Origin of the sequence: Thalassospira sp. GO-4, assembly GCF_023588965.1 — a bacterium.
GTDB lineage: Bacteria > Pseudomonadota > Alphaproteobacteria > Rhodospirillales > Thalassospiraceae > Thalassospira > Thalassospira povalilytica.
Map to the genome: position 1 here is coordinate 2,012,693 of NZ_CP097807.1, position 21,931 is coordinate 2,034,623.

The window sequence follows — 21,931 nt, forward strand, 5'->3', positions numbered from 1 at the left end:
CAAAACAGGCGGTGCCATACAGCACCGCCTGTTTAAGTTTCAGCTTGTCCAGTCAGTTTTATTCGCCAACCGGGAACCGCATTGTGACGAATTCCTCGGCCGCGGACGGATGAACTGCGACGGTTTGGTCGAACTGGGCCTTGGTCGCACCCATGCGAACCGCAATGCCGATGCCCTGAATGATCTCGGCCGCATCCGGACCGACCATATGGGCCCCAAGAACGACATCGGTCGTTTTATCGACAATCAGCTTCATCAGCGTTTTTTCATCACGCCCCGAAAGCGTGTGGCGCATCGGTTTGAAGGTTGATTTGTAAATCACGACCTCGCCACCCTTGGCACGTGCTTCTTCCTCGGACAGGCCGACGGTGCCGACCGGCGGCTGACTGAATACGGCGGTCGGGATCGCCTGATAGGTCATGTGCCAAGGCTTGCCGCCATAAACAGTATCGGCAAAGGCCATGCCTTCCTTGATCGCAACCGGGGTCAGTTGCACCCGGTCGGTCACATCGCCAACCGCATAGATGTTTTCGGTCGTGGTCTGAAGGCCCTGATTGATTTTGACAGCACCGCGTTTATCGGTTTCAACACCGGCTTTTTCCAAACCAAGGCCCGCCGTATTGGGGGCGCGCCCGGTGGCAAACATCACCTGATCGGCAATCATGGTCGAACCATCGGTCAGGGTCAGTGACAGGCTGCCATCAGCCTGTTTTTCAATCGCGGTGACGTTGATATTCACGCGCAGATCGATGCCCTTTTTAACGATTTCCTCGGCCAGATGGTTGCGGATGTCGTTATCAAAGCCGCGCAGGATCTGTTCACTGCGATAAAGCTGGGTCACGCGGGATCCAAGACCGGCAAAAATCCCGGCAAATTCAACCGCGATATAGCCACCGCCAACCACGACAACGCGTTTGGGCAGCTCATCAAGATAGAATGCCTCGTTCGAGGTGATGGCATGCTCCGCCCCCGGAATGTCGGGCTTGGTCGGATGGCCACCAACGGCAATCAGAATGCGCTCGGCCGTGACTTCGCGGTCGCCAACGATGACGGTGTGGGCATCCTTGAAAGTAGCGCGATGTTCAAACAGTTCGACATTCGAGCCAGCCAGAAGCTTTTTATAGATGCCGTTCAGACGGTCAATTTCGGCATCCTTGTTGGCGATCAGCGTTTTCCAGCTGAAGGTCGGCTCCCCCGGAAGGGTCCAGCCATAGGCAGATGCGTCTTCGAAATCCTCGGCGAAATGTGCGCCATACACCAGCAGCTTTTTGGGCACACAGCCCCGGATGACACAGGTGCCGCCGACCTGGCTTTCCTCGGCGATGGCGACCTTTGCACCATATCCCGATGCCACGCGGGCTGCGCGCACGCCACCCGATCCGGCACCGATTACAAACAGATCAAAATCATAGTCCGACATGCGGAAATCCCTATTTTCGGTCAATTGACAACATGGCGCCAAATGTAGGGCGATAATTCCCAAAGTCGAGGTAAAACCAAGCAAAGTGGCCGTAAATTTCGTGTGAAGGGCCGTGAAGATCAAAAAGGATGATCAGATTAACCAACCCGAGATAGCATTTTTAAACTTTCGCGCTATATGATGGGCAAGACGCGATGGGGATTGCGATGAATAAAGGAAAAACTCGATGAACGACCATATTCAAGGTCAGGACGCGTCTTTTGACAATGCACCGCATTATGCGGACGAGCGTGGCGGCAATACCGCCCTTGTCTGTTACGGGCTTATGATCGCAACCCTGTTTACGGCCTTTGCCACCGGGCTGATTGCGCTGATCGTTTCCTATATCGCGCGCGAAGATGACAATCACTGGACCAACAGCCATTACACATTCGTGATCCGCACATTCTGGATCAGCATCCTTTATGCCATCATTCTGGGCTTCTTTACCTTTGTGATTGGCTGGGTTCCGCTTCTGGGCTGGGCGATTGTCGGCCTGATGGGCCTTTATACCACTGCCTGGTTCATCGGGCGCAATGTGATCGGGCTTTTACGTGCCCTTAACGGGCGTCCGATCGACAACCCGCAAAGCTGGTTCTTCGGCTAATTCCGCACTCCAAAGATGCTTTAAATATGGTGCAATCGGCCCGAAATCACTTTGCCCGATTGCACCGGACTCCCTCGCCCGTTAAAGTCAGTCGGAACACAAGACATACGACACGGACAGGGGTAGCACCGCCATGACATTGGCGTCGTCTGCGCAAGGGTCTGGCGATAAAATGCGCTGGGAAAACCTTCTTTCATCTCATCGGCTTGAATTTCGGGATGGCAAAATCCGCCTGCCCGAAGGTGCGCCCTATCCGACGCCAGATGGCAGAAGCCCGTTTCAGATCGATGTGGATCGGGTGATTTTTTCCTCCTCGTTCCGTCGCCTTCAGAACAAGACACAGGTTCATCCACTTTCCGATAACGACCATGTCCATACCCGTCTGACCCATACAATCGAAGTCGGATCGGTCGGGCAGTCACTTGGCCTGATGGCCGGGGCACATATCGTCAAAAACCTGCCCGAAGGATCGGAAACCACGGTCGCCGATATCGGCTATATGGTTCAGGCGGCCTGTCTTGCCCATGATATCGGCAACCCGCCCTTTGGCCATTCCGGCGAAGATGCCATCAATGAATGGTTCACCACATCGCGCCTTGCCAAGGATGAGCTGACATCGCGTCTTTCCGGGCCGGAGCTTGAAGACCTTCGTCATTTCGAAGGCAATGCGCAAGGGTTGCGCATCATCAGCCAGCTTGAAATGAAGCGCTTTGACGGCGGGCTTAACCTGACATACGGAACGCTTGGCAGTTTCATCAAATATCCGCGCAGCACGTCGGTCCCCGATAGCCGCCGCCGCGAATATACCGGCCTTAAAAAGCCCGGCTATTATCAGGCGGAACGCGATATCGCCTTTGCCATTGCGCGCGTTTGCGGGCTTAGCCCGCTTGACGGGTTTGACGGGGCATGGCGGCGCCATCCACTGGTTTACCTTGTCGAGGCGGCGGACGATATTTGCTATTCGGTGGTTGATCTTGAAGATGGCTGGGAACTGGGCTGTGTCAGTTTCGAGGAAGTCGAACGTGCCCTTGCCCCGATTGCGCGCCATCCGGAAAAATATCAGGGTGATGCCGAACAACGCTGGAAAGACCTTCGCGCCGAGGGCTGGTATGCCGAGAAATCGGAAAATGACCGGATCGGGTTCCTGCGCGGCAAGGCGATTGGCAATCTGGTCAAGGCCGCGGTTGATGCCTTTATCGAACATGAAGACGCGCTTCTGGCCGGCACACTTGAAGGCGATCTGTTGGCCAACACCCCGCTTGGCCCGCATGCCAAGGCCTGCAAGAAACTTGCGGTCGAAAAGATTTACAATGCGCCCCATGTCCTGCCGATCGAGATGGCCGGGTTCGAGGTCATAAACGGTCTTCTCGACAGCTTTGTCCGTGCTGCCATCGACATTGACGAACATAAAAATCATGGCAAGCGCTTGCCGCCCCAGGCGGACCGGATTGACAAGCTTCTGTCGGGCAAACTGTCCGAGGCGCCCGATCTTTACAGCCGTCTGATGCGGGTGATGGATTACATATCTGGCATGACGGATCGCTATGCCGTCACCCTGTTTCGCAAGCTTCAGGGCATTACGATCTGAATGAAAAAACCCGGCCACATGGCCGGGTTTTCGTTTCAAGCAACAATGTGCCTAGATGATGTAGTGGATACCGCATTCGGTCTTGTCCTGACCGGCCCAGCGACCGGCACGAACATCGGTTGAATTGGGATCAACGCGGTCCGTGCAGGGCATGCAGCCGATCGACAGGAAACCTTCGGCCTGAAGCGGATGGCGTGGCAGCGCACGATGTTCAAAGATATCTTCGATATCTTCGCGCTTGTAGCCCGCCAGCGGGTTGATCTTGATCCGCGTGCCAGCCGGTTCGATCACCGGAAGGGCATCACGTTCCCCGCCATGGAACCGTTTGCGACCGGTCAGCCAGGCGTCATAGCCTTCCAGTGCACGTTGCAGCGGTTCGACCTTGCGCAGGTAGCAGCATTTCGCCGTGTCCGAGGCAAACAGCATCCCGTTTGGGTCTTCGGCTTTAAGCTTTTCCTCGTCCGGGCGCATGATCCGGATATTGGTCAGGCCCAACTGATCAACCAGCTGTTCCCGGTATTTGTGGGTTTCACCAAACAGCTTGCGGGTATCGAGGAAAATCACCGGCAGATCACGATCCACCTCGGCAACCAGTGCGAGCAAAGCCGCGGCCTCGGTCCCGAAGGACGAGGTCATGGTCACGCGGCCCTGGAATTCTTCATGCACCATCGGTTCGATAAGGGCAACGCCTTGAAGGTTGCCATATCTGCTCATCAATTCCGCCGCACGATCGGTTGCTTCCTCAACTGACATGGAGCCACCGGAGACGATGTCCTCTTCTCGCATGACATTCATGGCAACCATCCGCGACGGTCAATATAGTCGTCTGTCTTTTCAAGCAATTGCTTCATGTCCGCACCATTTGCTTTCCATTTCTCGCGTTCAGCAGCGAGCATGGAAAGACGTTCGGACCAGTTAGGGTCCAACCAACGTTCTATCGCACGTCGAATACGTCCGGCAAGTCTCGGACTTTTACCGTTGGTCGATACCGTAATCATCAGGTCACCGCGCTGTACCCGCGCTGGCGAAAAAAAATCACAGTATTCTTTGACGTCTTCGACATTGGCAATGGTGCCGACGGCCTTGGCAATGGCGGCAAGTTCGGCTGCCTTTTCTTCGCCAAGGTCGACAATGAACATGATCGATGCCGCATTGACATCCGCCGAATTCGGCAAATAGCGATGCAGACGATCACCGGCCTGATCGACCAGTTCGGGTATCGGGTTTTCTGAATAAACGGTGACGTATTTTGCCCCATCACCGTCAAACTGGCGCAAACGGTTCAGGGTTGCCTGACCGTTCCCAACCAAAGCGACCGAAAGTCGCGTAAGGTCCAGATTGATGGGAAACATCGTCGATCCTCTAAACGTAGTTTCTGTTTGTTGTCCATGACTATGGGTGTGGAAATGGAAACATTCAATACATTTTTTATGTGTTTTATATTTATACAACAGTTTATTTTGTGTTTATTAAGCGCGGTGATTTTTGATCCGAAAGGCCACCTGCGCCCGTAAAGCTTTTCCTGCAATTTTTCGAAAAAGCCCCTATATTGGGCCAAATTCAGGCACATCTGTGCCCTTGAGAATAACGACCAAGAGAGCGTCCCGATGCCAAGCAGTGCCGCCCCTGCCCTGTCCGATCACCCGACCACCACCCCTGTTGCCCACAAGAATGTTGCCATCTGGCTTTTCGGATGTGCGGCGATGGTCTTTATCATGGTGGTGATCGGTGGCCTGACCCGCCTGACAGAGTCGGGACTTTCAATCGTTGAATGGCGTCCGTTCACCGGCATTATCCCGCCGCTGAACGAAGCAGACTGGACCGCCCTTTATCAGCAATACAGCCAGTATCCCGAATTCCAGAAAATCAATGCCTGGATGTCGGTCGAAGATTTCAAATCGATCTTCTGGCTGGAATTCATCCATCGCCTTTGGGGTCGATTGATCGGGGTTGTGTTCTTTATCCCGTTCGTCTGGTTCCTGGCCAAAAAGTCGATTGATGGCACCACCAAGTGGAAACTGTGGGGGCTTTTCATTCTTGGTGGTCTTCAGGGACTGATGGGCTGGTACATGGTGATGAGCGGTCTGGTCGACCGCCCCGATGTCAGCCAGTACCGCCTGACCGCACATTTCGGGCTGGCACTGGTGATTTTCATCGCCCTTCTGTGGGTCGGGCTGCAACAGTTTGCACCGCGTGTGATTGCCACAAATGCATCAGGGCGCAGTTGGCAGCTTTTGGGGCTTATTGTCTTTACCGCCCTTTCCGGTGGTTTTGTTGCCGGGCTTGATGCCGGATATGCCTTTAATACCTTCCCGCTGATGGACGGGCAACTGATCCCCGACGGGCTTTATGTGTTTGATCCGGTCTGGCTGGCCCCGTTCGAGGACCATATGACTGTGCAATGGGATCATCGCTGGTTGGCGAAACTGACCTTTGTCATGGTTCTGGTCTTCTGGTGGCGTGCGGGCAAATGGAACCTGACATCTGATCAGCGCTTTGCCACACATCTGGTTCTGGCTGCGGCCTGCCTTCAGGTTGCGCTTGGCATTTCGACCCTGCTCAGTGTCATCTGGCTTCCGCTTGGCGTTGCACATCAGGCCGGGGCGGTGGTTCTGGTCGGCACGGCAACCTATGCCGCATACCGGTTACGTTCCGAGAACTGATCAATATCGAACAAACAGTGCCGCGGGCTTTCATAATCGTGCTTTGCGGTCTATATAAAACGCTACGGCAATGGTTCTTTGCCATTGACCGAAAAGTACCTTTGACGGCACCGGTCGGCACGGATGGATACCCGGACATTTTTCGGGAATATCTGGCGTCACAGCCATTTGCCACAAAGGGAAAGTCAAATTGCCCAGGCTGAAATTTTCAGCCCCCAAGGAGGTTCCATGACCGATCTTCGCACCACTGATAATCTGTTTTTCGCCAAGGGCGATCTTGATCGTGACCGGCTTGAATCACAGGTCAATGACGCGCTGGGTACCGCCGAAGACGGGGAACTGTTCCTGGAATACCGCCAGTCCGAAAGCCTTGTCTGGGATGACGGACGCCTGCGCAGTGCGAATTTCGATACGGCCCAGGGTTTTGGCCTGCGTGCGGTTGCCGACGAAGCCACGGCCTTTTCCCATTCCAACGAATTGTCCAATGATGCGGTTGCCCGTGCCGCCGAAACCGTCAAGGCGGTCGGATCGGGTCGTTCGGGCAAGGTCGATCTGGGATCAATCGGCACCAATGTTTCACTTTATTCCGATGTGAACCCGCTTGGCGAAGCAACGTTCGAGGCCAAGGTTGATCTTCTGGCCCAGATTGATGCCTATGCCCGGTCGCGTGATCCGCGCGTTGTTCAGGTTTCCGCATCGATTTCCGGCAACTGGCAGGCCGTGCAGATCTGGCGTTCGGGTGGGCAGCGCATTGGCGATATCCGCCCGCTGGTACGTTTCAATGTCTCGGTCGTTGTCAAACAGGGCGACCGCATGGAAACCGGATCGCATGGCGAAGGCGGCCGGATCGGCTATGACGGTTTCTTTGATGAGAAAACCTGGAAAAAGGCCGTTGATGAATCGCTTCGTCAGGCTGTTGTGAACCTTGATTCCGTTGCCGCCCCTGCGGGTGAAATGACCGTGGTGCTTGGCCCGGGCTGGCCGGGCATTCTGCTGCACGAAGCCATCGGCCATGGGCTTGAGGGTGATTTTAACCGCAAGGGCACATCGGCCTTTGCCGGGCTGCTTGGTCAGCGCATTGCATCGCCGGGTGTCACAGTGGTTGATGACGGCACCATAAATGATCGCCGCGGGTCGCTTTCCATTGATGATGAAGGCACCCCGACCCAGCGCACCGTTTTGATCGAGGACGGTATCCTCAAAGGCTTTATGCAGGATCGCCTCAATGCGCGCCTGACCGGGGTAAAATCAACGGGTAACGGCCGTCGCCAATCCTATGCCCATGCGCCAATGCCGCGCATGACCAACACCTATATGCTGGGCGGTGACAAGGAACCCGAAGAAGTATTGGCGTCCGTCAAAAAAGGCATCTATGCCGTGAATTTCGGCGGTGGCCAAGTCGACATCACGTCGGGCAAATTCGTATTTTCCGCATCGGAAGCCTACCTGATCGAAGACGGCAAGCTCGGCGCCCCGGTCAAGGGCGCGACCCTGATCGGCAATGGCCCTGACAGCCTGACCAAGGTTTCCATGATCGGCAATGACATGGCCCTTGATAACGGCATCGGCACCTGTGGCAAGGATGGACAGGGTGTACCGGTTGGCGTTGGTCAGCCGACCTTGCGCATTGATGGCCTGACAGTGGGTGGGACCGCTGTCTGATAATCCGACCCGACTCATCCGGATGCAGGGGTTTTCGCCAATTCCTGCATCCGCAAGTATAAGAAAACTATACAGACAAATCCAATCTCACCGGTCACCTGAATGGCTTCCATCGGCCCGTCATAGTTCATAATCTGTCTAAAGAAGATCAATAAGGTTTTGACGCGTCAGGGTTGAAGTTTGCCACCCGGCTTGATTGTCATGATCAAGTCGAGGCGGCCGTCACGATCCGAGAACATTTGGGGGAAAGCTTGAAGACAAGCCGATGGCGGCACGGTTCTGCAATTGCAACCGTACTTGGCACACTGGTAATGGGGGTTTCCGGTGCCAATGCCCAGCAAAGCGTTGATGTGCGCACAGATGAAGCACGTCAGCTTTCGGACGATTTTGACCGCCTGCGAGACGCCACGGAACGTGCTAACCTGCTTTTGCGCACCGACGATGGCGGCGACATTACCTATGCCGATATTCTTGCCAATCCTGACGACATTGTTCTGAATTTCCGCTGGGCCAAAGCGCAATTGGCGCGCGGTGAAGTCCGTGGCGCTTCGGCAACCCTTGAACGCATTCTGGTTCTTGACCCGGATCTTGCGCCGGTGCGGCTTTACTACGCTATCGTGCTGTATCGTCTTGATAGTCTTGATGAGGCACGCGCACAGTTTGACCGTTTGCGCCATATGGACATCTCGCCCGAGGTCGCCGCCAGTATCGACAGCTATGTTGATGCCATCGAAAGACGGCGCCAACGGCTTCGTCAGGCACTGACTGTCACGCTGGGTTCGCAAGTCGATAGCAACAGAAACTCGGCCCCGAATGATAAACAGCAGTTGGTGACCGGCACCCTGACAAACATCACAGCAAGTGGTGACAAACCGCAAAACGACATCGCCTATATCGGGGCGCTGCGTTACGACATCAGCTATGACCTGGGTTATCAGGAAGGGCACGAAGTCTTTGCCAGCGTAACCGGTTATGGCAGTGATCAGGTCAGGCTTGATTCCCTTGATCTTGGTTCGTTTTCTGTTGACGTCGGAACCCGTCTGCGCGGCGGTTACTGGATGCTGACACCAAGTGTGAACCAGACCGTCCAATCGCTGAGCAAGGAAAAATACCTGACATCCCGTTCAGGACGGCTGCGCCTTGACTGGAACCCGCGCCCGTTTTTCAACCTCAATGGCGAAGTCAGCTACGCTGATGAGCGCTTTCAGAATACGAGTGAATCCAGTGCATTGCGCCTTCATTCCGGTCAACGTTATGGCAGCAGGCTGGGCACGAATTACAGCTGGACCCCCAATAACCGCACCTCGTTTAACCTTTCTGCAGGTAAAAAGGAGGCTGCGCGCAACTATTACAGCTATGACAGCTTGAGTGGCGAGTTGATCCATGCTTATCTGTTTGGTGGGGGAAGTTACATAAGTGGAAGTTTCCGCTATGGGATCGACCGGTATCGCGATCCGGATTATCTGGTGACGGGCAATTCACCCCGCCACCGCATGGATCGCAGCGCACGGACAAGATTGACCTATGGCGCGCCTCTTTCACAAATACTGCCATCGGATTTGTTTGGGGATAGTAATACGGCAAATCAGATTTATGACCTGCTTGCGCCAATCAACTGGTCGATCACAGGTGAATATCTGAACACTAAATCGAACATTCCCAACTATGAATACCACAATGCCAGGGCGCAGATTTATCTGACCCGGCGATGGGAGTTCTAGTGATGCTGAACAATGCGACCACCACCCTTCACTACCGGTTCAAACGCCTTGTGCGCGGTGCTGCGCTTTGTGCCGTTTGTGCCGTTTGTGCCCTGCCCCTGATGCAAACAGCACCGGCCCGGGCCGAAGTCACCGTTGAAATGGCAGGCGTATCCGCCGCTGTTACCGGTGATGTGACACTTAACAAGGTAACAGGCGAAATCGGCATCCTTGTCGAAAGCGGCATGCCGGTCTATCTGGGCGACCGGGTCATCACATCCCCCAATTCGGGAATGCAGATCCTGCTGCTTGACGAAACCGTTTTCACCATTGGTCCGGACAGCGACGTTGCCATTGACGAGTTTGTCTATGACCCGGCCACGGGCGATGGACGGATTGTTGCCGATATGGCGCGCGGGGTCATGCGGTTTGTCACCGGCAAAATTCCGCTAAATAACCCGTCGAGCATGGATATCAACCTTCCGGTCGGCTCAATCGGCATCCGGGGAACCATCGGCCTGATCCGGTCGGTTTCGGTCGAACAGGCCAATGCAATTCTGCCGGGTTCTTTTGATACATCCGATCCCGACACCGCCAATCAGCAGATCTTTATGGCGGTCAATCAGGGCCCCGGCCTTGCACGTAACGACACAACATCGCGCCCGGGCGCCTTCGCTGTGACCGATCAGAATGGCAACAGTGAAAACATCACCGGGGAAAATTTCGGGGTGTTTGTTGGCAGCAACGTGGTGACAGAACCATCACGCTTCCCGCTTGGTGCAGCGAGTTTTGATTTCTCGACCAACCTTGTTCGCACGGCATCGCGCAGCGATGATGAAAGTGACGGCACCAGCAGTGGCACATCAACCACACAAAATGCTGCATCCCCGCAACAAACCGGCCTGACCGCCGGCCAGGCCCAACAGGCAAATGCACAAACCGGCTCGAACATGGCCGGCAGCATCGAAGTGGCCATGGCGCAACTTGGTGCAACAGCAGCATCGGGCTCACAAGGCGAAATCACGTCAATTCTTGGCAATGTTGATACTGCTAGCAGCAATAACAACAGCAGCAATGATCCGTTCACCTACGATGCTTTGCGCCAGATCACCAGTGGTTCCGTGTCGACCGGTACGATCAATATTGACGGAGCAGACGTGGATTACAGCTTCAGCTCGACAGTCGATTTCGCCAACCGGACAATTGCCGTCCTGTTTTCGAACATCACCCAGACTGGATCGGGCCTGACCGGCAAGGCTGGTATTCTGGATGGCAGCTTCAATCCAACGACCCTCGATTACACCAGCAGCTCGGGCAATGTTGAGTTTGCAAGCGGGGATTTCTCGTACGATCCGAACTGCTCCTCACTCGGATGTAGCGCGACTGCCACGTTCAAGGACGCCTATAATGTCGAATTCAATTTGTCGACCACGACCTACACTTCGGGGACGGACGGCAGCGCGACACTGAACTAGGCTGATGCAGGCTGTAATACGAAAACAGGACCAGACATGCGCCTGAGCAAAAACAGCCTGCTTCGCGTTCTTAATTATCTGATTCCATTGGGCATCCTGCTGACTTGCATCTTTTTGCGGTGGCAGGATGTTCCATTCGTCGATCAGATGCGGATGAGTGTTTTTGACACCTATCAACGTATTGCACCGCGTCCTTTTGAAGATGTCGGGGTGCGCATCATTGATATCGACGAAAAAAGTCTTGAGGAACTGGGCCAATGGCCCTGGCCGCGCACCCGGCTTGCCGGGCTGGTGTATCGGTTGCGTTCGGCAGGTGCACGGGTTGTCGGCTTTGATGTGGTCTTTGCCGAACCCGACCGGACGTCGCCGGCGCGCGTGGTAAAGGACTGGCCCAAGGGTCGTGAGATCGACGAAATCACGGCACTGGCCGAAAGCCTTCCTGATCATGACAGCCTATTTGCCAAATTCATCCGCGGTACGGGGCAGGTCGTCACAGCCATTCAGCTTAGCACCAAAAAGCTTGAAACCCCGCCGCGCCAGATTGGCAATTTCAGTGTTTCCGGCGAAGCCGGGCGTCAATTATCCGATTTCATCGCCGTATTGCCCGGGGCTGCGAAGAACCTTGATGTCATAGAAGACGCCGCAAGCGGCAACGCACTGGTCAATGTTTCACCCGGTCAGGATGGGGTGGTCCGGCGGGTTCCGTTGCTGGCCGCCCTTGACTATGACCTGCCCGCGATTGGCATGCCGATCTATCCGACCCTGTCGATGGAGATGCTGCGCGTTCTGCAAGATGCCCCGCGAACCATGAATGTCCGTCTTTCGGGTGCAAGCGGCAGCGCCCGCTGGACCCAGTCCGAAGGGGTCGAAGCCATCCGCGTTGGCGCGGTCATCATCCCGACCGACTATGCCGGATATATGTGGGTGCATTTTACCGGTCATAAGCCCGAACGTTACATTTCAGCCGTTGATGTCATGACCGACAAGCTGCCAGCCGACAGCCTGCGCAACACATATGTTCTGATCGGCACCAGCGCAGCCGGCCTGCTTGATTTGCGCTCGACCCCGCTTGACCGGGTTCTTCCCGGTGTCGAGGTCCATGCCGAAATGCTTGAACAGATGCTGCTTGGGCATTTTTTGACCCGCCCCTATTGGGCCGCGGAAAGCGAAAGCCTTGCCCTGCTTTTGATCGGTCTGTTTTTTGTGTTTGCGGTTCCGCGACTTGGTGCGGTCTGGCCAGCCGTGATTGGCGGCACCCTTGCATTCGGTGCGGCCGGCATTTCCTGGTGGGCATATGATGCCAAACTGCTGCTGATTGATCCGGTCTATCCGCTGGTCAGTTTGCTGGCAGTGTATCTTGCCACCAGTTCAATCGGCTTCATGCGGACCGAAGGCGAACGTCGCCAGGTGCGCACGGCATTTGGCAACTATTTGTCCCCGGCACTGGTCAATGAATTGTCGCGCCATCCCGAACGCCTGAAACTGGGCGGTGAAACCCGCGACATGACATTGATGTTTTGTGATGTCCGCGGATTTACATCCATTTCCGAAGGTTTCAAATCAAATCCGCAAGGATTGACACGCCTGATCAACCGGCTTCTGACACCTTTGACCAAATGCATTCTCGATCGCGAAGGCACCATCGACAAATATATGGGCGACTGCATCATGGCCTTCTGGAATGCGCCGCTTGATGTGGAAAACCACGCCCACCATGCGTGTGACAGCGCCCTTGCCATGCGACAAGCACTTGATGTTCTCAATACCGAACGCCTTGCCGAAGCCAAACGCGACAATGAACCCTTCCTGCCGCTGAATATCGGGATCGGGATCAATTGCGGGGATTGCCTGGTCGGCAATATGGGATCCGATCAGCGGTTTGATTATTCGGTGCTGGGCGATGCGGTCAATCTGGCGTCGCGCCTTGAAGGTCAGTCAAAGAATTACGGTGTTGATATCGTTCTGGGCGAAGAGGTCGCCAAACGGGTGGAAAACGATTTCGCCACCCTTGAACTTGACCTGATTGCAGTCAAAGGCAAAAGCGAAGCTGTCCACATCTTTGCACTGCTTGGTGATGGCAAGCTGTGCCAGACTGACGCATTCCGCAACTGTGTGACACTTCATAAATCCATGCTTGCGGCCTATCGCCAGCAACAGTGGCAAGAGGCCGAAAACCTGATTGCGCAATGTCGTCAGGCATCACGCGGTATTGGCGCGCTTGCAGGTCTGTATGACATGTATGCCGACCGCATTGCCACATTCCGCACAAGCCCGCCGCCCGCCGACTGGAACGGGGTGTTTGTGGCAACCAGCAAATAGCTGGCTTGCCAAAAGGCCGGTTTCGCAACACTGTGAAAGAAAACAGGCAGTCTTGATGGTGGCTGGAAAATACCGACCACTATCGGATTGATTGCCACCTGCCTTGCGCCCCACCAATGTAACGAGGCCCTGATGAATTTCTCGTCTGATAATGTGTCGCCAATCTGTCCGGAAATATTGAACGCGATTGCCGCCGAAAGCGAAAGTGCCGCCCTTCCATACGGGGCAGATGATAAAAGCAGGCAACTTGATGCTGCCTTTTCCAGATTGTTTGGCACAGATGTCTCGGTGGTGCCGGTGGCGACCGGGACGGCGGCCAATCTTATCGGATTATCCGGGCTTGTTTCCCCGTTCGGCGGGATTGTTTGCCACCATCACGCCCATATCAATATGACGGAATCAACCGGTGTGGCCTTTTATGGCAATGGCGCCAAACTTCTCGGCATTGACGGTCCGTCAGCCAAGATCGAGGCCGAAACCCTTGACCGGTATCTGAGCACCCATATTTCCAATGGCATGCATTCGGTTGATCCGGAATGTGTTGCGATCACCCAAAGTACGGAATTCGGAACCGTTTATGACGTTTCCGAAATTCGGGCGATCGGCAAGGTCTGCCAGAAACACCAGACCCGTCTTTTCATGGACGGGGCACGTTTTGCCAACGCGGTCGCAGCCCTTGATTGTCATCCGGCCGACATCACCTGGAAGGCTGGTGTTGATGTTCTGAGCTTCGGGGCGACAAAGAATGGCGCATTGGCGGTTGATGCGATTGTGCTGTTTGACCCGGCCTTGCGCCGTCACACCGAAAAAAACCGCAAACGTGGCGGACACCTGTTTTCAAAGCACCGCTATCTTGCCGCACAATTGCTGGCATATCTGGAAGATGATCTTTGGCTGCGCAACGCCCGCCACGCCAATGAAGCGGCCAAAGAACTGCAAAAAAGCCTTGAACAGCTTGGTGCAACTGCGGCCTTTCCGCCACAAGGCAACGAGCTGTTCATGCATATGAATGACGATCTTGCCAAACGCCTGGGCGACAATGGCCTGGTATTTCGCCCGTGGGGATCCATTGGCCCGGATGCCTATCGGTTTGTCTGTGCCTGGAACAGCCCGATTGAGGCCATCCGCGATCTGCCACGCACACTTGCCTGATCCGCGCTGTTTGCCAAAATAACGCCCGCCATGTGATAAGCATTCAAAGCCCGCCTGCCCGGTTGCACCCGATCAGGGTTCACCGGACTGCCACCAGATAACTGCGAGATAGAAGATGAATTTTGCCTCTGACAATGTGTCGCCCTTTTGCCCGGAAATCCTTGAAGCCCTGAGCGCAGAAGCCAAAAGCAACGCCCCGGCCTATGGTGGTGATGACATCAGTCAGCAACTTGACCATGCCTTTTCCGAACTGTTTGACAAGGAAGTGGCCGTCATCCCGGTTGCGACCGGCACAGCCGCCAATTGCATCAGCCTGTCGGCACTTGTGTCCCCCTATGGCGGCATCATTTGCCATCACGAGGCCCACATCAACGAAGATGAAAGCACCGGGGTTGCCTTTTTCACCGGCGGGGCAAAACTGATTGCGATGGACGGCCCGACCGCCAAGCTTGAAGCAGATGCCCTTGACCGCTTTGTTGCCGGTCAGGTCAATCGCGGGGTGCATTCAGTTGCGCCGGAATGCGTTGCCATCACCCAGGCCACCGAACTTGGCACGGTCTATCGCCCGGACGAGGTTGCGGCCATTGGCGATGTGTGCCGCAAACACGGTCTGCGCCTGTTCATGGATGGCGCACGTTTTGCCAATGCGGTTGCCCATCTTGATTGTTCCCCGGCAGACATCACCTGGAAAGCCGGCGTGGACGCCATCAGTTTCGGCGCCACCAAAAATGGTGCAATGGCGGTTGATGCCATTGTGCTGTTTGACACAAGCCTGAAACATCGGGTCGAGCAGGCCCGCAAACGCAGTGGTCATTTGCATTCCAAACATCGCTATCTGGCGACCCAGCTTCTGGCCTATGTCAAAAATGACGTGTGGCTCAAGAATGCCGCGCATGCCAACAAGGCCGCCGCGACCCTTGGCGACATCCTGATCGGGCGTGGTGCAAGCCTGGCCCATCCGGCCGATGGCAACGAACTGTTTGTCAAACTGTCGCCTGAACTGGCTTCGCAATTGCGGGACGCCGGGGTAATGTTCCATCCGTGGCCGTCACTCGGGGCGGATATCTATCGCTTTGTTGCGGCCTGGAACACGGATATCGGGCAAATCACCGAATTGAATACTACCCTGGGGTAGTAAACTGGCTTTCGGACCGGCTTGCGAATCAAACGAATCATTAAAATTCAACGGATTATGAATCGTTTAAAAGCACATCTGAATGACGTGATATTCATCCTTGCCGGTCCGAGCCCCGAAAAAAATGCACATCTCCCATACGTAAATGTTGGGGTGATTTTCATAAAAATAACAAACACTTGACATAAATTCATCATTCGGATGTCATGTCCAAACTACGTAGAACCACGCAGCAAGCGTTGACGATACGTAGAAACCCTGATTATTTTCCCTCGTCGATTGCCAACATAAATTTCTGTTGGATCGGGTAAACCCCGTCCGTTCCAATATGGCGAAGTCAAACATGACCTGAACAAGATCATGCAGGCCGCCTTGATTTGCACGGACCAGCCTTGAGGGAGGCATTTAATGAAAGCGAATTTCGTCAAAGTGGCGATTGGTGCAGGCCTGCTTGCGGCCACTGCACTTGCTGCTCCGACCGCCGCTTCGGCAAAAACCCTGGTATATTGCTCGGAAGGTAGCCCGGAAGGCTTCAACCCGTCGCTTTACACCGCAGGTACCACGTTTGACGCTTCTTCGCGTCAGATCTACAACCGTTTGGTACAGTTCAAACGCGGCACCACCACCATCGTTCCGGGTCTTGCGACCAGCTGGGACGTTTCGGCTGATGGTCAGGAATATACCTTTAACCTGCGTAAAGGTGTGAAGTTCCACACGACTGACCTGTTCACACCGACCCGTGATTTCAATGCTGATGACGTGATCTTCACCTTCATGCGTCAGTTTGACAAAAATCATCCGTATCATGGTGTTTCCGGCGGCTCGTACGAGTACTTCAACGCAATGTCCATGCCGGACCTGATCAAGGACATCGTCAAAGTTGACGATTACACCGTTAAATTTGTTCTGAACCGTCCGGAAGCACCGTTCATCGCCAACATGGCAATGGATTTCGCATCCGTTCTGTCGGCAGAATATGCCGACAAGATGATGGAAGCCGGCACGCCGGAGCAGGTTGACCTTGAGCCGGTCGGCACCGGTCCGTTCCAGCGCATTCAGTATCAAAAAGATGCGGTCATCCGTTACAAGGCATTCCCGGAATATTGGGAAGGCAAAGCCGCAATCGACAACCTGATCTTTGCCATTACCCCGGACAGCACCGTTCGCTACCAGAAGCTTAAAGCTGGCGAATGCCATGTTATGCCGTACCCGAACCCGGCTGACCTGACCGAGATGGATGCAGATGCGTCGATCAACCTGATGAGCCAGGAAGGTCTGAACGTCGGCTATCTGGGCTACAACACCCAGAAAGAACCGTTCACCAATCCGAAAGTCCGTAAAGCACTGAACATGGCGATCAACAAAGACGCCATCATCGAAGGTGTTTATCAGGGTGCCGGTGCTGCTGCCAAAAACCCGATCCCGCCGACCATCTGGTCTTACAACAACGACACCGTTGATGACCCGTATGATCCGGAAGCTGCAAAAGCAATGCTTGCAGAAGCAGGTTTCCCGGAAGGCTTCAAAACCGACATCTGGGCCATGCCGGTTCAGCGTCCTTACAACCCGAACGCACGCCGTATGGCCGAGCTGATTCAGGCTGACTGGGCGAAAATCGGTGTTGATGCCGAAATCGTGTCTTACGAGTGGGGCGAATACCTTGAGCGCACCAAAAAAGGTGAACAGGGTACCTTCATGCTCGGTTGGACCGGTGATAACGGCGACCCCGACAACTTCCTTGCTGTTCTGCTTGGCTGCGATGCAGTTGGCGGCTCGAACCGTGCACAGTGGTGCAACGAAGAGTTCGACAAGCTGATCCAGCAGGCAAAAACCACCTCGGACGTTCTTGAGCGTACCCGTCTGTACGAAGAAGCTCAGCTGGTCTTCAAACGTGAAGCACCGTGGGCAACCATCGCACACTCGATCGTTTTCGAACCGATCCGTAACGAAGTCGTTGACTACAAGATTGATCCGTTTGGCGGTCACATCTTCTATGGCGTCGACATCAAAGAATAAGACGACCTAAAACCTTGTCGAAGAGGCCCGGTCTTCCGGGCCTCTTTGCAATTCCGCAATAGAGAGAGACGTCCACCCGTGCCGAGAACACGCGTGGATGCACAAAAAGGCCCGATGGCATGCTAGGATTCCTGTTTCGCCGTTTGGGGGACATCATCCCGACCTTCTTCGGTGTCACCCTTCTGGTATTCTTCCTGATACGCCTCATTCCCGGCGACCCGATTCTGATGATGGCCGGTGAACGTGGTGTTGATGCAGCACGATACGCAGAACTTCAGGCACAATACGGTTTCGACCAACCGATTATCGTTCAGTATTTCGATTACCTGATGGGCGTATTCCAGGGTGATCTGGGCAAATCGTTTGTCACCAAGAAGCCGGTCATTGAAGAATTCCTGACTTTGTTCCCGGCAACGGTTGAACTCAGCATCATGGGGATCCTGTTTGCCGTTATCCTGGGCGTGCCGCTCGGTGTGCTGGCTGCCATCCATCGTGGAAAATGGATCGACCATCTGACCATGTCAGTTTCCCTGACCGGGTATTCGATGCCGATTTTCTGGTGGGCGCTTCTTCTGATCATGTTCTTTTCGACAACACTTGGCTGGACCCCCGTTTCCGGGCGTCTGTCGGTGCTGTACTACATTCAGCCAACCACGGGCTTCATGCTGATCGATACCCTGATCAGTGATGAAAAAGGTGCCTTTATCAGCGCGCTGCGCCATATGATCCTGCCAACGGTGGCGCTTGGCACCATACCGATGGCCGTGATCGCGCGTATGACACGTTCTTCGATGCTTGAAGTTCTCGGCGAAGAATATATCCGCGTTGCCCGTGCCAAAGGTCTGGCACCGATCCGTGTCATCATGGTCCACGCCCTGCGCAATGCCCTGATCCCGGTTATCACCGTCATCGGCCTTCAGGTCGGTGTGTTGCTGGCCGGTGCGATCCTGACCGAGACGATCTTCTCCTGGCCGGGCATTGGCAAATGGATCATCGAAGCCATGAACCGTCGCGATTATCCGACCATTCAGGGCGGCATTCTGATGATTGCCTTCCTGGTTATGGGCGTGAACCTGATCGTCGATCTTCTGTACGGGATTGTTAACCCCCGTATTCGTCATAAACGCTAAGGGGACTGCGAAAGATGAGCGAGAATACCACCCCGTCCGCAGCCCCGGCAGCCAATGTCGCAGAGCCGATTGGTGCTCCGCCCAGCCCGCTGCGCGAAACCTGGGACTATTTCCGTAAGAACCGTGGTGCTTATGTCGGATTGATGGTCATTGCCTTCATCCTGTTCCTGGCACTAACCGCCCAATGGATTGCACCGTTTGATCCGATTGCACAGGACCGCACCGCGTTCCTGAAACCGCCGGTCTGGATGGAAGGCGGTGACCCGCGTTACCTGCTTGGAACCGATGCGGTTGGCCGCGATATCCTGTCGCGTCTGATACATGGTGCACAGCTGTCGGTGTCCATCGGCGTGTTCGTTGTGATCCTGTCGATGATTTCAGGCATTTGCCTGGGCATGGTTGCGGGTTATTTCCGCGGCTGGGTCGAAGTTTGCATCATGCGCCTGATGGACATCATGCTGGCCCTGCCCAGCCTGATCATGGCGCTTGCCATTGTCGCCATCCTCGGCCCGGGTCTTGAAAACGCCATGCTGGCCATCGCGATCGTCCAGTTGCCGCATTATGTGCGTCTGACCCGTGCATCGGTGGTATCCGAACTGAACAAGGAATATGTCATCGCATCGCAGATTGCCGGTGCCGGACATATGCGCCAGATGTTTGTGAACATTCTTCCGAACTGCATGGCGCCCCTGATTGTTCAGGGCACCCTTGGTATTTCGAGTGCGATCCTTGACGCTGCCGCCCTTGGCTTCCTTGGCCTTGGCGCACAGCCGCCGCTGCCGGAATGGGGCACCATGCTGTCCGAAGCCCGTGAATTCGTGGGTTCGGCCTGGTGGGTGATCACCTTCCCCGGCCTTTGCATCCTTGTCACCGTGCTTGCCTTCAACCTGATGGGTGATGGTCTGCGCGATGCCCTTGATCCCAAGATGAAACGGTAAGTCATGGCTCTTCTCGAAGTAAAAAACCTGACAGTCGAGTTCGGCTCCGAAGACAAGCCGTTTCGTGCTGTTGACTCAGTAAGCTATTCCGTCGATCGCGGCGAAGTCCTTGGCATCGTCGGTGAATCGGGTTCCGGTAAATCGGTATCATCCCTGGCCGTTATGGGCCTGATCGACTTCCCCGGGCGTGTCACCGCAGATGCCCTGACCTTTGATGGTCAGGATCTTCTGGGCATGCCCGCCAAGCGTCGTCGTGAAATCACCGGCAAAGACATCGCCATGATCTTTCAGGATCCGATGTCGGCGCTTAACCCATGCTTCACGGTCGAAGCCCAGATCATGGAGGCCCTCAAGGTCCATGAAGGCGGCACCAAGAAGCAGCGTCGCGAACGCACACTCGAACTTCTTAATCAGGTTGGCATTCCCGATCCGAAGTCGCGCATGACCGCCTATCCGCATCAGCTGTCGGGCGGCATGAGCCAGCGTATCGTCATTGCCATGGCGATTGCCTGCAAGCCGCGCCTTTTGATCGCCGATGAACCGACCACGGCGCTTGATGTCACCATTCAGGCCCAGATCATTGATCTTCTTCTCAAGCTTCAGGAAGACAGTGACATGGGGCTGATCCTGATCACCCACGATCTGGCACTGGTGTCCGAAGCTGCCAACCGCATTCAGGTCATGTATGCCGGTCAGCTGTTTGAAAGCGGCCCGGCCGACAGCATCTTTGCCGCCCCGCGTCATCCCTATACGCAGGCGTTGCTCGAAGCATTGCCGGAACGTTCAGAAGGCCATGACCGCCTGCGCACCATCCCCGGCGTGGTACCGGGTCAGTATGACCGCCCGACGGGATGTCTACTGGCACCGCGTTGCCGCTACGCCAATGAAAGCTGCATCACTGCCCGTCCGGAAGTCCGTGACTTCAACGGACGCGATGTCCGCTGCTTCTATCCGCTAAACGATCAGGGCCAGCCCACCGGCCTGACTGCCGATATGGCCACCGGGGAGAATGTATAATGAGCTTTCTGGAAACCAAACCCGGTGTTCCGCTTCTGGAATCCGATAATCTTGTCCGCCATTACGACGTCAATCGCGGCTTTGGCAAACCCAATGCCACGGTCAAGGCGCTTGATGGCGTATCCTTCACGCTCGAAGCCCAGAAGACCCTTGCGGTTGTTGGTGAATCGGGTTGCGGCAAATCGACCCTTGGCCGTCAGTTGACCCTGATTGAACAGCCAAGTGCCGGCGAACTGAAAATCAACGGCAACACGGTCGGCAACCTGTCGGACAAGGAAGCCAAACTGTTCCGTCGCACGGTTCAGATGATTTTCCAGAACCCTTACGGGTCGCTGAACCCGCGCAAAAAGGTCGGTCAGATCCTGGCCGAGCCGGTTTTGCTGAACATGGATCAGCTGGGCCGCAAGGAACGCGAAGAACGTGTGCGCGAAACCATGGCCAAGGTTGGCCTGCGCCCCGAGTTCTATCAGCGTTATCCGCACATGTTCTCGGGCGGGCAGCGTCAGCGTATCGCGATTGCCCGTGCGCTTATTCTTGAACCAAAAGTCATCGTTGCCGATGAACCGGTTTCGGCCCTTGATGTGTCGGTCCAGGCACAGGTTCTCAACCTGATGATGGACCTTCAGGAAGAGATGAATGTCGCCTATGTTTTCATCTCTCATGATCTTTCTGTCGTCAGACATATTGCAGATGACGTCATGGTGATGTATCTCGGGCGCGTCGCTGAAAAAGGACCGACCGAAGAAATCTTTGCCAAGCCGCTGCACCCCTATACACGGGCGCTTCTGGCATCGGCACCGAAGATCGACCCGGCACATCGTGTAAAGGCAGAACCGCTTACCGGTGAATTGCCTTCGCCGATCAATCCGCCTTCGGGCTGTGCGTTCCATAAACGCTGCCCGTTTGCGACCGAGGAATGCGCAAAAGTTCGACCCGAACTGCGCACATTCGAAGGCCGCGAGGTGGCATGCCATCGGGTCGAAGAAATCGCCTGAGAACAGGCGATCACCCGGATGTCCGGGTAGACAAGGGAGCAAGGGGGCGCGCTTTAACGAGCTGCGCCCCTGCGC

At 55.2% G+C, this 21,931-nt stretch carries 17 protein-coding genes; 14 read left to right on the plus strand and 3 right to left on the minus strand.

The genetic code is table 11. The features are described 5' to 3' along the window. Window positions 1–58: 58 nt before the first annotated feature. A complete protein-coding gene (gor, locus tag M9H61_RS09460) occupies window positions 59–1,420 on the minus strand; it encodes a glutathione-disulfide reductase (protein ID WP_250284759.1) in 1,362 nt (453 codons plus the stop codon). 226 nt (window positions 1,421–1,646) lie between these two features. Between gor and M9H61_RS09465 the strand changes: the two genes are divergently transcribed. Next, window positions 1,647–2,066 (plus strand): hypothetical protein, encoded by a 420-nt coding sequence (locus M9H61_RS09465; protein WP_250284760.1) that lies wholly within the window; start codon window positions 1,647–1,649, stop codon window positions 2,064–2,066. 133 nt (window positions 2,067–2,199) lie between these two features. After that, window positions 2,200–3,654, plus strand: coding sequence for a deoxyguanosinetriphosphate triphosphohydrolase (locus tag M9H61_RS09470; RefSeq protein WP_228194363.1), 1,455 nt, complete (start codon window positions 2,200–2,202; stop codon window positions 3,652–3,654). A gap of 51 nt (window positions 3,655–3,705) precedes the next feature. Here M9H61_RS09470 and M9H61_RS09475 read toward each other — a convergent pair whose 3' ends face one another. After that, on the minus strand, window positions 3,706–4,449 hold the full coding sequence (locus tag M9H61_RS09475) for a phosphoadenylyl-sulfate reductase (RefSeq protein ID WP_228194364.1): 744 nt from the start codon (window positions 4,447–4,449) through the stop codon (window positions 3,706–3,708). Continuing rightward, a complete protein-coding gene (locus M9H61_RS09480) occupies window positions 4,446–5,006 on the minus strand; it encodes a bifunctional precorrin-2 dehydrogenase/sirohydrochlorin ferrochelatase (protein WP_228194365.1) in 561 nt (186 codons plus the stop codon). The genes M9H61_RS09475 and M9H61_RS09480 overlap by 4 nt, the downstream gene beginning before the upstream one ends. Before the next feature lie 255 nt (window positions 5,007–5,261). Between M9H61_RS09480 and M9H61_RS09485 the strand changes: the two genes are divergently transcribed. From M9H61_RS09485 to M9H61_RS09540, 12 genes are all read left to right on the plus strand, one after another. Next, window positions 5,262–6,317: a COX15/CtaA family protein gene (locus tag M9H61_RS09485; RefSeq protein ID WP_250284762.1), complete on the plus strand. Its 1,056-nt coding sequence runs from the start codon at window positions 5,262–5,264 to the stop codon at window positions 6,315–6,317. A 228-nt stretch (window positions 6,318–6,545) separates the two neighbouring features. Further along, window positions 6,546–7,979: a metalloprotease TldD gene (gene tldD / locus M9H61_RS09490; protein ID WP_101248129.1), complete on the plus strand. Its 1,434-nt coding sequence runs from the start codon at window positions 6,546–6,548 to the stop codon at window positions 7,977–7,979. 251 nt (window positions 7,980–8,230) lie between these two features. Then, window positions 8,231–9,700, plus strand: a complete 1,470-nt coding sequence (locus tag M9H61_RS09495) for a M48 family metallopeptidase (RefSeq protein WP_250284764.1) — start codon at window positions 8,231–8,233, stop codon at window positions 9,698–9,700. 2 nt (window positions 9,701–9,702) lie between these two features. Next, complete coding sequence (locus M9H61_RS09500) at window positions 9,703–11,154, plus strand: FecR domain-containing protein (protein ID WP_250284766.1); 1,452 nt, start codon at window positions 9,703–9,705, stop codon at window positions 11,152–11,154. Between the two features lie 153 nt (window positions 11,155–11,307). Continuing rightward, the gene (locus tag M9H61_RS09505; protein ID WP_250284768.1) at window positions 11,308–13,473 is read left to right on the plus strand and encodes a CHASE2 domain-containing protein; all 2,166 of its coding nucleotides are present in this window, start codon (window positions 11,308–11,310) and stop codon (window positions 13,471–13,473) included. A 132-nt stretch (window positions 13,474–13,605) separates the two neighbouring features. After that, window positions 13,606–14,625 (plus strand): low specificity L-threonine aldolase, encoded by a 1,020-nt coding sequence (locus M9H61_RS09510; protein ID WP_250284770.1) that lies wholly within the window; start codon window positions 13,606–13,608, stop codon window positions 14,623–14,625. A gap of 115 nt (window positions 14,626–14,740) precedes the next feature. Next, window positions 14,741–15,760, plus strand: coding sequence for a low specificity L-threonine aldolase (locus M9H61_RS09515; RefSeq protein WP_250284771.1), 1,020 nt, complete (start codon window positions 14,741–14,743; stop codon window positions 15,758–15,760). Between the two features lie 408 nt (window positions 15,761–16,168). After that, complete coding sequence (locus tag M9H61_RS09520; RefSeq protein WP_101248133.1) at window positions 16,169–17,776, plus strand: ABC transporter substrate-binding protein; 1,608 nt, start codon at window positions 16,169–16,171, stop codon at window positions 17,774–17,776. Window positions 17,777–17,895: 119 nt separating this feature from the next. Beyond that, window positions 17,896–18,906 (plus strand): ABC transporter permease subunit, encoded by a 1,011-nt coding sequence (locus tag M9H61_RS09525; RefSeq protein ID WP_068517235.1) that lies wholly within the window; start codon window positions 17,896–17,898, stop codon window positions 18,904–18,906. Between the two features lie 14 nt (window positions 18,907–18,920). Then, window positions 18,921–19,844, plus strand: coding sequence for an ABC transporter permease subunit (locus tag M9H61_RS09530; protein WP_068517236.1), 924 nt, complete (start codon window positions 18,921–18,923; stop codon window positions 19,842–19,844). 3 nt (window positions 19,845–19,847) lie between these two features. Beyond that, window positions 19,848–20,861 carry a dipeptide ABC transporter ATP-binding protein gene (gene dppD, locus M9H61_RS09535; protein ID WP_068517237.1) on the plus strand — a complete coding sequence of 338 codons (1,014 nt, stop codon included), beginning with the start codon at window positions 19,848–19,850 and terminating at the stop codon, window positions 20,859–20,861. Next, a complete protein-coding gene (locus M9H61_RS09540) occupies window positions 20,861–21,856 on the plus strand; it encodes a dipeptide ABC transporter ATP-binding protein (protein ID WP_101248134.1) in 996 nt (331 codons plus the stop codon). Before dppD ends, M9H61_RS09540 begins: the two co-directional genes overlap by 1 nt. Window positions 21,857–21,931 lie beyond the last annotated feature (75 nt).